The organism is Paenibacillus sp. SSG-1 (genome assembly GCF_002224835.1).
Classification (GTDB): Bacteria; Bacillota; Bacilli; order Paenibacillales; family Paenibacillaceae; genus Paenibacillus_AQ; species Paenibacillus_AQ favisporus.
Genome location: NZ_MBRK01000001.1, coordinates 7,147,478 through 7,159,992, shown reverse-complemented (window position 1 = coordinate 7,159,992; position 12,515 = coordinate 7,147,478). Strand labels below are relative to the sequence as shown.

Below are 12,515 nucleotides of genomic sequence, written 5' to 3'. Positions count from 1 at the left end.
GCGCGGCGGCGAGCACGAGCGGCGCGGCCATGAGCCGCCGCTCCATCAGCAGGCCGGCGGCGCATGCCGCGCCGGCCGCCAGCCAGGCGCCGCGCGACTCGCTGAGGAGGAGCGCGGCGGCGTACGGCAGCAGCGGCAGGCTGCCGAGGAGCACGCGGCCGGGCGGTACTCCCGGATGCCGCTGCAGCAGCGGGCCGAGCGCGAACAGCCGCTCGAGCAGAAACAACGCCATCACGGCGCCGAACGTGTTGGGATACTGCAGCATGCCTGCCAGCCGCGCGCCGGTGGCGCTCACTTCGGGATCCGCCGTATAGGCGATGGCATAAGGCAGCGGGAACCATCCGTACACCGAAAGCAGCGCCGTCATAGCAAGAAGACCTCCGGTCATATGCCATACCGCCGCAAGCACAAGCCTTCCCCTTTTGTCCGAACCTTGCACCCAGGCCAACACCACGAACGACCCATACAGCGCCCAGCGCAGCGCCTGATTCCCGTCCCCGAGCACGGATACGGAACCGATCGCCCCATGAACGGCATAGAGAAGCATCATCAAAAACGGGCTGCACAGCACCCAGCCCACAAGCGGCGGCGCTTCGGCCACTCGGTTCAGCCGTTGCCATGCGGCTGTCTGGCCCCGGCTAAACCGGTACAGCCCCCATCCGCCCGCCCCGGCGCAAAACAGGCCAAAGACGAGCCAAACCGGGTATAGATCCGCCGAAAAATACAAGCCGGAACGCCAGACCGCAGCCGCCATCACGGCAAACAGCGCAGCCCCCATCATCCACCGTGCACACTCTTTCATGCTCTACATTTCACGCTCCCGTTCACTCGTTCTGTTAGCCAGTATTTCCCCAAGCTAACTTGCCGAAACGGGCAGCCCAAAAGCCGAGCCTTCGTCCTGTGCACTGCGATTATGGAAGCTGCGCTTCATATCGTCTGCCTATTTGAACTGCATTTTTGTTTACGATTGGCGGGTGCCATTCTCTTCCTGCTCCTGCCGGAGTGAGCCTTCGGGCAGCAAATCGGCGCATGCCTTCTCCAGATAAGGAGAAGCGCTGAGCAAATCGCGGAACGCGGTATACTCCTGCCACAATTGATCCCGGTTGCCGCTACTGCCTTTGACCGCGCGGATCAAAATGTTCTTGGGCGTATGCTCCAGATCGATGAATTCCAGAAGCTGCGTCTTATATCCCATCAAGTCCAGCAGTTTGGCCCGGATGGCATCGGTCGCGAGCGCCGAGAAGCGTTCTTTCAGGATGCCGTGGGACAGGAGCGGTGACAGAGCGTCGTTCTTCACCTGGGAGAACAGCTCATGCTGGCAGCACGGAACCGACAAGATCACCTGGGCGTTCCAGCGGACCGCCTTCTCGAGCGCGGCATCGGTCGCCGTGTCGCAGGCATGCAGCGTGACAACCATATCGACCTGCTCCAGTTCGTCATAATCCGCAATGTCACCGACCAGAAACCGCAAATTTTGATATTCGAGCTTTTTCGCCAGCGTACTGCAGTGTTCGATGACATCCGCCTTCAGATCCAATCCGACAACATTCAACACCCTTCGCTCCTGGACCGCCAAATAGTGATAGAGGGCGAAGGTCAGGTACGATTTGCCGCAGCCAAAATCCACGATGGTGATCGGGCGGCTGTCAGGAAGAGAGGGAAGGATGTCCTCGACCATTTCCAAGAAGCGGTTGATCTGTTTGAACTTATCGTATTTGCGGGCAAGCACCTTGCCCTGCTCGTTCATGATGCCGAGCTCGACCAGAAAGGGTACGGGTTCCCCTTCTTCCAGCACGTACTGCTTCTTGCGGTTATGCGCCAGATCCGCCGTCGTTTTGGTCGGGGACTTGGTCAGGATCGATACTTTATATTTTTTGCTGATCAGAATCTGGTAATCCGCCTCGGGCGTGCAGATCAGCGCCTGCCGGAAGGTCTGCTCGAACAGCTCTATGATCGTCTGCTCGGCCTCAGCGGCCGTCAGATTCTGATGCACCACTTTGTTGGGATGAACATAAGCCAGCTGGTAATGCACTTTTTTCTTTAATTCCACGGGTTTGATCTGGACTTTGGTGAAAGAAATTCCCTCACGTTTGCGAAGCTGGCTTAACGTCGCAGTAATCAAAGTCGACTCCCCGATGATGTCGTGAATCAATTTGCGTAATGCTTCCAAGAGAGTACATCTCGCTTTCAACTTAAGATAAGGCTCGCTTCAGGCATTGATTCTGCGCCGCAGCGTCTCCATGCCTTCCAGCACTTCGCTGCGCGGGAGCCCTCCTTGATTCAGGGCTTCGTCGTCCCGTTCAAGCAGCCTTTCATAGAAGGAAACACCTTCTTCTTCCGTGATTTCCCGCTGATCGAGCAGCCGGAAGAGCACGTTCTCTGCTTCGTCGAACCGGCCTTCCTTCTCCTCGTAGGACAGCAGAATCTTCTCGGTCTTGACCGGAAGACGGTATCCCTTCACTTCGTCCTTCAGCTCCGCCACGCGGTCCTGCAGCTGCAGCATGGAGCGCTGGGCCCCGTTCAGATCGGCGTATAGATAGAGGTGGAGCGATTTCATGAAACGTCTGAGCGCCTCATCCGCCTCTCCCATGTCTTTGTACACGCCGCCTTCCTCCTGCAGGAGCCGGGCTACGGTCTGCAGCTTGTCAGCCTCCACGCCGCCGCCCAGGCGAAACATATCAATAATATCTTCTACGGATAAGGAATTTAACAGACGGGTATTGAGACGGAAGTTCTTGCTGAGCAGATCGTCGATTTCCCATAGGGCTTCGGCATATTTCTTCTGCTGTTTCAATCCGAACACTTTACCAACCATTTCGACCATATCTTCAACCATCTGTACGAGGTAATCTTTGCGGAACATGGATCGTCCTCCGTCCTTCCTTCAGATCAGCTTGTCAGCTTCCCTTTGATTGTAAGGCATTCGGGAGGCCAAAGCCAGTTCTTGCAGGACTCATCAGAAAAAGGGGAAGAGCCAGACCGGAGCCGGCATAGAGTAGACCCGGGGAAAAGAAAAAGCCGGAAGCCTGGGTCCGGCTTCCGGTTGAGTCATACGGATTATGCGTTCTTCGTCTGCTGCATAAATTGAAGGATGACCCGCGCCAGTTCCTTCGGGGCTTCCATCATACTCATGTGGCCCGCCCCTTGGATCACGGCTTGGGTCACGTTCGGCTTATCCACCGTGAACACCTTCTCCGGCGGCGCGACGCTGTCATATTCTCCGGCAACCAGCAGCAGCGGCAGCACCGTCGCTGACATAACGTCCCGCCGGTCCGGGCGCTCCCGCATGGCGAGGGCGGCCCCAGCCGCTCCCTGCGGCGGTGTCAAATAACCGATTTCCTTGGCCCGTTGGATGAGCTCAGGATGAGTCTGGTCTGCATCGGGTGCAAACAGCCCGGGGATCAACCCGTCGATAAATGCAGTAACGCCTTCCGATTGGATCGTGCTGACTGCCTTCAGGCGCTTCTCCTTGCCTTCCTCGGTATCCGGATAGCCCGTCGAATGGATGAGGCCGAATCCGTTCAGCCGCGATGCGTAACGCTGTGCGAAGGATAGCGTCACATACCCGCCCATCGAGTGGCCGAGCAGCGTCACCTTCGGCAGGTCGAGCTCGTCCAGCAACTTCAGGACGTCATCCGCCATCTGCTCCAGCGAGTAGGCGCCGAGCGGGGCGTCCGAGTGCCCATGGCCGCGCAGATCGACCGCGATGCACCGGTGGCTGCCCGACAGCAGCGGAACCAAAAGATCCCAGTATTCGGAGCTTCCGCAGAAGCCGTGGAGCAGCACAATCGGCTCACCTTGGCCATGATCGGTGTAACAAAGGGTATGACCGTCACAAATCAATTTTTCCATGATGACATCCTTCTTTCTATATCAGCTTGAATTTCGCCGGTATGATCGTAATAGATTTGCAAAAATGAAGCATATATTAATTATGTATATTATTAAGCCAAAGGCCATAACTTGAAACGGGCCTCTGCCTCCGCCCCGCTGAGTCCGAATCCTTCCGCCGCGGCAGACGCGATCTGGCTGGCCATCGACATGACCTGGTACAGCGAGGTCATCTGCAGCGTCGAATACGGCCGCGGCCCGTTGACATTGACGACGGCTGCCACGCTGTAATGCCCGACGGCCGGCAGCATACGGCCCACCGATCTGGCGGGGAGCAGCGGCTCGTCCGACAGCAAGTAGCTTCCGACCGAACCCGGATGTCCCAGACAGGCGTCCACCGCGACAACGGTATGGTCCGCCGGTATCTCTGCGATGGCCGATTCCAAATTGTGCGCGTCGCAAGGAGAGGACAGCGTGCCGATGACATTCGGGACGCCGTATAGGACCAGTTCGCTTCCCGTCAGCGGGCCGAGGGCATCCCCGGTGGACCGGTCGGTGCCGATACACACAAAAGTGATTTTATCCAGCGGATGGCGTTCATGGATCTGCCTGAAAAACGCGGTCAGCCCCTGCGCGTTCATCTGCTTGCTGCGCTTGGTGCCGCGGATATGGTGGGGATCTTGAAATGACATGTCCGGCCTCCTCCCTGCTTCGTTCATTCTTCATTCGATAGAATGATTTTACTGCAAAATGATCCGGTTGGAAAACGGGAGCTTCTGGATGGGACAAAAAAACAGAGTAACGGACGTAAAGACATGCTACAATAGAACACAAGCTTAGGCACAGGAAAGGATGGGCGCTTGACATGGATTTATCCCAAAAGACACCTGAAAATATAGAGTATATGATTGAAGGCATTAAAACGAAGCTGAGAATGGCCAGCGGCGCAGCCATGAATGCATCGGCGTTCTCCGTCGACCGGTATGAGGACATCCAGGACGTCTACGACCTGGTGATGTCCAAGGACAATCTGAGTATTTCTGAGGTGGAAGCGCTGGTCTCCGAGCTGGGACGTCTGCGTAAAGCGTAAGGCTCCCCTTTACATTTCGAAAGCCCCCTGATGTCCGGAACCGCTGTAATCAGTCGATTCCCGGAACATCCGGGGGCTTTTCCGTCAAGGGACAGCAATTAAGGTATATCCACCAGTACAAATTCAGACTCTCCTTCGCTGCTTGTTCCTTTAATATGAAGATCGCATGATTTTTTTACCCTGGCCGAGTCTCCGGGCTCCAGATGGAATGTCCCGTCGTCGCAGCCGATTTCCAGGTGACCCGAAATCAGGAACAGAAACGTCCTGCGGTCCTCTTTTTGCGGGAACACCAATTCCTGCCCGGTCTCCAGGATCGGAAAACAGATGGACACGTCGGCATGGATCTGAAGCGCATCCGGAGATTTCGGCAGTCCTTCCGCCGATCCGCTGACAAGCGGAACCAGCTTGTTAAGCCTGTCCTGCCTCGGAAAATGGTGAGCTTTCCATGCGGGCCTGTGGCCTGGTGTGGACGGCAGGAACCACATTTGCAGAAAGCGGACCGGCTCCTCTTCCGACGGATTGGTCTCAGAGTGCATAACACCGGACCCTGCGCTCATGGCTTGAACGGTCCCCGCCGGCAGCTGAACCTGATTTCCCATGTCGTCACTATGTTCAAGCGTGCCGGAGATGACGTAGCTGACGATTTCCAAATCATGATGAGGATGTTTCTTAAAGCCTTGTTTCGGACTTAGCTGATTGTCGTTATGGGCCAATAAGCAGCCAAAATGCGCATTGCTCGGATCATCATAATCGGCAAACGAAAAGCTGAATTCGCTGTGGATCCATCCCCGCTCCGACGTATGGCGCTCCGCTGAAGTCACTACTTTAATCATTTCCATCCACCTCCATGAACTGCATATGTTATTGGAATATGTAATTCTTACCCCCAACTTCGAAGGGCTAATCAGCCCACCCTCGTTCTAGCCGTTAAAGACGGCATGGGCATGAAAAAGCCCCTCACTGCGCGCAGCGGGGGCCAAGGATTTCCTCCAAGAGCATTCATTTACTTCTATATATCAATCCAGACAGGCACCTCTGCCTCTAGCGGGACCGCTCCAGCGTAAATACGGTTTCGGCGTGACCCACCTTCCGGCCGGCATCATTGTAGATGTCTTTGGTAAATTCGGATCGCAAGCCCTCCAAAAGACGGCGGTTATCATACCCGATCTGCTCGAGAATGGATTCGACCACCCAGCCCCATTCTTCTTCCGATCCGTCCAGTATTTTCAGGGCGATGCCGAGCCGCTCCTTTTTCAGACCGAAACAATACACGCCTTTGAAGCCGCCTTTGGCGACAATGTTCGGGTCCTGCAAAATAAACGTGTCCACCCGGCGGGTTCCGCCGACCATGGCCGGATAATGGTTCATGGCTGCTGTGATCGTTCTCACGGCCGTCCGCGTCGGTTCGTCCGGAATGAGGTCCGGGCAGGCCAGCTTCACATAAGCGTTAGCCATGGCGGACAAAGGCAGCGCAAAAACCGGAAAGCCGCAGCCGTCCGTTCCCAGTCCAATCCGTTCCGTTTCCATGCCGCTCATCATCGCAATCACATCCAGAATTTCCCGCTGCGCAGGATGATCCGGTTCCGCATAGGTCTCCTCCGGGTTATGCCGCATCCGGCTGTAGCCCAGCACACCCAAATGCTTTCCGGAACAATTGTGGTACAGACGCCGCTTGCGTCCTTGTTCGCGAATGGTGTGCTCCTTGCTGTCTTCACTTAGAGGATATGTCGGCGCACACACCATCTGCTCCTCGTCCACCCCGATTTTCCGCTGAATGTTCTCCAGCACTTCGATATGCCGGGGTTCTGCCAAATGGGAAGCGGCCATAATGGCGATTTCCTCTTCAGTCAGCCCGTAATAATCCGCGATCCCCGCCCGGATCCCGGGAATGGCCTGCAGCGGCTTGGCCGCCGAACGCGTAAAGGTGACAAAATGGGGATCTCCCGCCGACGCGTACACCTCGCCTTGATCATTTACGATACATATATGTCCATAATGGGTACTTTCCACGATTCCGGCCCGATACTCTTTCACCAATAAAGCGTCCATACAGCCTCTCTCCTTTTCTGGTTGCCTACCTATGATACAACTTATTCACAGCATAATAAAGTTGATTGCCTACAGACTCATTTCCGGTTTAAAAAAAGATGGACACTCCACGATATTTGTAAAGCCACTTAAATGGCCGATTCATTAATAATATCCCATGTATTCGAAAGCATTCCCCATATTTCGCTGATTATCTTCCTTTTTTACCTCTGTTGTTTCACACCATTTCTCACCGTTTATATACGAAGTAAGATCGACGCGTTGACACCATGTCACAGCAGGTTATGCCGCATTTAGAGAATTTTATCAAACCTTATAAAAAGGAGGCGATCGTCATGTGGGGTATTATCATCAGTATCGTCATGGCCATCATTATCGGGATTATCGGTGATGCCATCGCAGGACACAACATGCCGGGAGGCGTGATCGGCGCCATGATCGCTGGCTTTGTAGGCGCATGGGTTGGAGCTTGGCTGTTCGGCGACTGGGGTCCTGTCATCGGTAACTTCGCCGTAATTCCGGCGATTCTCGGGACGGCGATCTTCGTCTTTATCCTTGGCCTGATCAGCCGCTTGTTCTCGCGTACCACCTAAATTGATATACACTAATAATAAATTAAGGAGTGATTGGTATGAATAAAGCAGAGACGGAATATCCGGTTCAAAGTGGAAGCAACTTCTTCAAGGGCGTATTTATCGGAGGCTTGCTGGGGGCGGCGGCGGCGCTGCTGTTTGCGCCGAAGGCCGGACGCGAGCTGCGCGGGGATCTCTCCGACAAGCTGAGCGTCGTTACCGACAAGACGAAGGAAGTGGCCTCTGTCGTGACAGAAAAGGCAACGGATCTGGCTAAGACGGTATCGTCCAAGACGACCGATCTCGCCAAATCCGTCAATGAAAGCAAAAATACGATTATGGAAAGCGTCAAGCAGGCTTCGGCCGACGTGGCGGATGACATGAAGAGCGCATCCGGCGACGTTGCAGACGATGTCAAAAGCGCTTCGAAGGATGTCATGGACAAATCAGCCGATGCATCCAGCGATATCCGCCGGGAGCTTAATAAGACTTCTTACTAAGCTGCCGATTCACCCGATAGCCAGCTGACCAGCTGGCTATTTTCGTGCACAGGTCCGTGATCATTAAAGCCGGAATACCGGCTGAAGAAGGAAGGGATTCTGATGAGCAAAGCCAATCCTTATGACGTGGATGAACATCCTTTTGAGCTAAGGCACGAAGTGAAGAGGCTGAACAACCGCCTTGACCAGATTGCCGATTCCCTGGAGCGGTCCGAGCTTCAAGATATGATCGAGAACTATACAAACACCAAGAAGCGGCTGATCACCAACTTTACGGCCGGCTTGTCCCGCGGGCTTGGCCTGTCTCTTGGAACCTTTGTGGTGCTTGGCCTGCTCGGATACGTCTTAAGCTTGTTTGTCGATATGCCGGTGATCGGCCAATACATTGCCAACCTGCAGGATTACATCACCCAATACAAATCGCAGTAACGGATCTTTGGATGATCAGTTTAAGGGATAAGAAGAACGTCAGTCGACGATTCATTTAAAAAGAAACGGATGGTTCCGGGGAATCCCGGGCCATCCGTTTTGGCGTTATGAAGGTGCCGGTTCTCCGTCCATCGCGAGGGTGACCGGTTCGATCTCCAGAAAGGCGCTCGTCTCAGCCGACTCCCTCGCCTTCAGGCAGATCAGGGCGCTCCGCAGACCGGCTTCGAGATCCGGGCCTGCCGCAGCCTGGCCGGCTAACCTTTCGACGAAGTGGCCAGCCAGCGCGGCGTCCCCGCCAAAATGGCGGCCATTCGCCTCAAGCTGGTATGTCTCGACTTGTGGCGTATGATGCAGATCGACCCGAACCGTTTGCGTATAAAAATCAAACTCGAGCGTCCCTTTGTAGCCCAGCAGCCGGGCGCCGCGCCTTGCCGCACCCCGGCGGGCGAAGAAGTTCTGCGAATAGCTCACGTGCATACCGCTGTCGTACATGAGCATGGCGCTTCCCGAATCCTCGTTGCCCGTGTCCCTGGCGAAACAGCAGTAATCCTGAATCTCGAAGCCGGAATCATCGGCAGTTACTCTTTCGGCACAGTCCGCCTCCTTGCACGCGGAGCAGCGCAGACCGGCCGGCTTGTCGCCCCGGAATACCCTCTTAGAGGTCATGGCCCCGATCCGGACAGGAGTCCCGCCGATGATATGGTGAATATAGTCAAAATCATGTGTAGCCTTCTGCAGGAACAAACCGCCCGTCTCCTGCTCGTCACGGTACCAGTCGTGGAAATAGACCCCGCCGTAGGGGACGTTGTTCACCGCCTGAACATGCTCCACCGTGCCGATTTTGCCAGAATCGACGATTTCCTTCACCAGCTGAACGATCCCCGACATCCGGAGCGGGAACGAGACGACGACCGGCGACGCGGATTGGCGGGCAGCCTCGTGGAGCCTGGTCCAGTCGGCCATTTGGGTGGCCACGGGCTTTTCAAGAAAAAGCGGAATGCCCCGGGCGAGCACCTTGACTGCCATTTCCGCATGCAGGCTGCAGCGGGTGCCGATCAGAACGGCATCCAGTGCTTCCCTCTCCAGCATGTCGTCAGCCTTCGCGTAAAACCGCGGGTCCCACTTGGCTGCAGCAAGCGGTCCCATTCGGTGCCTCACCCGATCCGGATCAACGTCGGTCACAGCGGCAACTTGCAGTCCAGGGACGAACGCTTCCATTTCGCGGATCATCAAGCTGATCCGAAACCCGTAGCCGATCACGCCGAGCCGCATCATCCAGCTCCCTGTTCCGAACCAGGAACCATCGTGCCACCTGGAGTTTTCGAGGTGAGCCGGAAGCTGTCAAAGTACAGCCTAAACGGCTGCTCCAGCTGGAACATCCACAGCTCGATGCCTTTCATCTGCGTCAAATCCAGCTGCACTTCCCGCAGCGGCACGGTGATCGTCCGTGTCTGTCCCGCCGGCACCGAGACGAAGTGTGTATCATCCGAGCTGCCGTTCTTTTGATGAAATTTGACATAGAAGACTGCGGTCCGGTCAGGATTCGGATTCCGGACGTCAAACTGCAGCGCGCCATAGGAAGACCAGTCGGCGGTCGCAAACCCGGTACCCGCGCCAAACAGGCGGATGTTCGGGAACTTTACGCCCGAGGAAAAATCGGCCTGCAGCCCTTGACCGCCGCTGGTCGAGAAGGCATCTGTCAGGTGAAGCGTTACGCCTGTCTTGGTCCAGCGGGACACATCGGCTTCCGAATCCGCCTCGTTCAGCGGAGCCGCGTACGGATAACTCTCAGCTACCTGCAGTTTGCGTACGGAAGTCTTCGTCTCTCCATTCTTCGTTACCGCTATCTCTACCTCGTGCATCCCCGGCTCAAGCGTTAAAGTCCGCTCAAATTTGTCGTAGCCTGCACCGGTATCGGATGCCTCCAGAGGCTCTCCGTCAATCTGCACTTGCGCTCCCTTAGCCGTATAAACGGAGAGCGTCCGGCTCGATTCGTCCGGCTTGCGGACCGTGACCAGCGGGACGCCTTGGGGATCATCTGCGAGCTGCGCAATGAGGCCCGCCACCTCTTTGCGTACTTCCAGCAGACGTTCCGGCTCCTCCGGATAATCCCGCATACTCGTGTACAGCTCGTCGAAGAACGGCTGAAGCACGTCATGCGAAGCGAATTCGTCTCCCAGGCCCAAGGATGCAGCCGATTGCTTCACAAGCTGCTCCAGCCGCCACAAATATTCGTAATCCTCCGCGCCTTCGCGGAGATTCTCCAGCCGCAGCGTCGGTACCGGTCCGTCGATGCCCAGATCATAACCGGGATAGAACAAATAACCGTCGCCATTCGCTCCAGGGAAGGCGATCGGATCGGTCCATACGTCCCGGGGGACGTACTTCTGGCCGTTCCATTTCTGAAAAATGGTCGTCGACCAGTACAGCGTCCCTTCCACGCCATAATCCTTCTGCTCCCAGGACAGCAGCCGGCTGCCCAGCAGATCGTCGTCGGTATGGTAGGTCGGGAACGGATCCTTCGGCACGACGCTCGTATACCACCATACATGATCCCCGCTTGCCTGAAGCTGATGCGCGAAGCTCTCGTCGTATTTATTGACGAGCGCCACCCACGAATGAACGCTGCCCGTCAGCTCATCGACCGGCTGCGTCGTGTTAAAGCTGCGCACGTCCGGTGCCGCCTCCCTCAGCTGCTCGGCGATGCTGACGACCTGAGGATACCTCGCCGGTCCCGGTTCATCCACCATGCTCGGGTAGAAGTAGGCTTTGTCCAGCAGCCCCTTGGAGCGGAGCAGGTCGACCAAGGCTTTGATTTTCGGTACATCTATCGACCCGTCGGTTTTGGTATACACCGGCAGCCGGTAAGCGGATACCTTGGGATTCTTAATATAAGGCTCGGCTCTCCGGACGAATTCCTCCACATCGCCGGTCGGCACCGGGAGGTAGCTCGGGGTCAGCCTCTCCTCGACCGATGCCCAGTAATACTTATCCAGCAGGCTCCAATAAGCTTCCCCTTCGACTCCTCCGTGCGCGGCGGCAACCTGGTCCCCCCATAGGGTAAACGCTGTTTCCGCATGGCTTTCATCGGTCAGCTCGAAGTCCCATACCGTAAACGAGATCGGTATCCGTACCGGGTTTCCCGTCTCGTGCAGCATGATCTCCCCCGTGTAGTTTCCGGCGGGCAGCCCTTTCGGCACATGCACTTTAACGTATATCCCCTGATTTCGTCCGGCTTCGACCTGCAGCGTCCCGTTCAGAGGGACAAGCGCATCAGGGTACCAGCCGGCAGGATACGCGCCGGTCGTCGGCTTCGTGACTTGTATGTAATGCTCTGTGAACAGCTCGATCTGATCCTTGCCGATCTTGGCGCTGCCCCCCTCCTGCTTCAGCTCGCTGATGCTGACCTGAAGGCGGCTGAGAGCTTGATCCCCGGCGTGAACGATCACCTGTCCGCCTTCGTATTCGTTACGCGCCGCCGCCATCTGAAGTACAGGCGCCGCCTGCTGCGGCACCGGATCGTCCCGGAGAATTTTATCCATGTTCGTCGGAACGTACACCGCAAACAGCGGGGAGCTCTCAGCCCGCGCAGCCGCCGGGCCCCACCAGCCTGTACCCAGCTGCATCCCGGCAAGCAGCATGGCGGCAGATACCGCCATCATCCCTTTCCTTTTCATCCAAACAGCCTCCTTAAGCCATAATGATGATCCTTCTTTGGGCAGGCCTATCATCTCCCAGTCAGCCGGACGACAAGGTCCCGCAACCTACAAAAGTTTATAACGTGTTATGTAAACTCCAATTGGTTTCGATAGCAGTATTTATTATAAATGCACCTCCTGTCTATGTTTTTCTCCGAAATACTTTTGAACACAAAAAGTAACGAACGTTATTTTTCCTGATTATGGCAGGTAGAATATAACATGATAAATCCCTGGGGTCAATCCTTTTGAAACTCCTTATTCAGACTGTAATTTCTATGTTAAATTTCAAAAAAACGCTTGACTTTTAAGTCCCGTGCCCTAAAAATGTGGAATTAAAAACAGG

Annotated in this window: 12 protein-coding genes and 1 pseudogene; 4 read left to right on the top strand and 9 right to left on the bottom strand. The window is 55.8% G+C overall.

Translation table 11 applies throughout. The features are described from left to right. The 5 genes and pseudogenes from BCV73_RS35275 to yyaC form a co-directional block, all read right to left on the bottom strand. Positions 1-781 (bottom strand): annotated as a pseudogene (locus BCV73_RS35275) (O-antigen ligase family protein); the annotation flags it as partial. Between the two features lie 180 nt (positions 782-961). Next, positions 962-2,170 (bottom strand): class I SAM-dependent methyltransferase, encoded by a 1,209-nt coding sequence (locus tag BCV73_RS32635; RefSeq protein ID WP_089549862.1) that lies wholly within the window; start codon positions 2,168-2,170, stop codon positions 962-964. 39 nt (positions 2,171-2,209) lie between these two features. Continuing rightward, positions 2,210-2,863 (bottom strand): DUF6483 family protein, encoded by a 654-nt coding sequence (locus BCV73_RS32630; protein WP_076176057.1) that lies wholly within the window; start codon positions 2,861-2,863, stop codon positions 2,210-2,212. A 194-nt stretch (positions 2,864-3,057) separates the two neighbouring features. Continuing rightward, a complete protein-coding gene (locus tag BCV73_RS32625; RefSeq protein ID WP_076176060.1) occupies positions 3,058-3,852 on the bottom strand; it encodes an alpha/beta fold hydrolase in 795 nt (264 codons plus the stop codon). Positions 3,853-3,944: 92 nt separating this feature from the next. Continuing rightward, positions 3,945-4,523 (bottom strand): spore protease YyaC, encoded by a 579-nt coding sequence (gene yyaC, locus BCV73_RS32620; protein WP_076176062.1) that lies wholly within the window; start codon positions 4,521-4,523, stop codon positions 3,945-3,947. A 173-nt stretch (positions 4,524-4,696) separates the two neighbouring features. On the opposite strand from yyaC, the gene BCV73_RS32615 reads away from it, so the two are divergent. Further along, positions 4,697-4,921 (top strand): DUF1128 domain-containing protein, encoded by a 225-nt coding sequence (locus tag BCV73_RS32615; RefSeq protein WP_076176065.1) that lies wholly within the window; start codon positions 4,697-4,699, stop codon positions 4,919-4,921. A 98-nt stretch (positions 4,922-5,019) separates the two neighbouring features. On the opposite strand, the gene BCV73_RS32610 is transcribed toward BCV73_RS32615, so the two are convergent. Both BCV73_RS32610 and BCV73_RS32605 read right to left on the bottom strand, forming a co-directional pair. Further along, on the bottom strand, positions 5,020-5,754 hold the full coding sequence (locus tag BCV73_RS32610; protein WP_076176068.1) for a pirin family protein: 735 nt from the start codon (positions 5,752-5,754) through the stop codon (positions 5,020-5,022). 208 nt (positions 5,755-5,962) lie between these two features. Further along, positions 5,963-6,970, bottom strand: coding sequence for an asparaginase (locus BCV73_RS32605; RefSeq protein WP_089549861.1), 1,008 nt, complete (start codon positions 6,968-6,970; stop codon positions 5,963-5,965). A gap of 335 nt (positions 6,971-7,305) precedes the next feature. On the opposite strand from BCV73_RS32605, the gene BCV73_RS32600 reads away from it, so the two are divergent. The 3 genes from BCV73_RS32600 (at position 7,306) to BCV73_RS32590 (ending at position 8,471) form a co-directional block, all read left to right on the top strand. Continuing rightward, positions 7,306-7,563 carry a GlsB/YeaQ/YmgE family stress response membrane protein gene (locus tag BCV73_RS32600; protein WP_076176073.1) on the top strand — a complete coding sequence of 86 codons (258 nt, stop codon included), beginning with the start codon at positions 7,306-7,308 and terminating at the stop codon, positions 7,561-7,563. 38 nt (positions 7,564-7,601) lie between these two features. After that, positions 7,602-8,042 (top strand): YtxH domain-containing protein, encoded by a 441-nt coding sequence (locus BCV73_RS32595; RefSeq protein ID WP_089549860.1) that lies wholly within the window; start codon positions 7,602-7,604, stop codon positions 8,040-8,042. 102 nt (positions 8,043-8,144) lie between these two features. Next, complete coding sequence (locus BCV73_RS32590; protein ID WP_076176078.1) at positions 8,145-8,471, top strand: DUF5665 domain-containing protein; 327 nt, start codon at positions 8,145-8,147, stop codon at positions 8,469-8,471. A gap of 105 nt (positions 8,472-8,576) precedes the next feature. Here the strand turns inward: BCV73_RS32590 and BCV73_RS32585 are convergent, their stop codons facing one another. Further along, positions 8,577-9,743, bottom strand: a complete 1,167-nt coding sequence (locus BCV73_RS32585) for a Gfo/Idh/MocA family protein (protein ID WP_089549859.1) — start codon at positions 9,741-9,743, stop codon at positions 8,577-8,579. Then, a complete protein-coding gene (locus BCV73_RS32580; RefSeq protein ID WP_089549858.1) occupies positions 9,743-12,148 on the bottom strand; it encodes a DUF4091 domain-containing protein in 2,406 nt (801 codons plus the stop codon). The genes BCV73_RS32585 and BCV73_RS32580 overlap by 1 nt, the downstream gene beginning before the upstream one ends. Between the last annotated feature and the right edge of the window lie 367 nt (positions 12,149-12,515).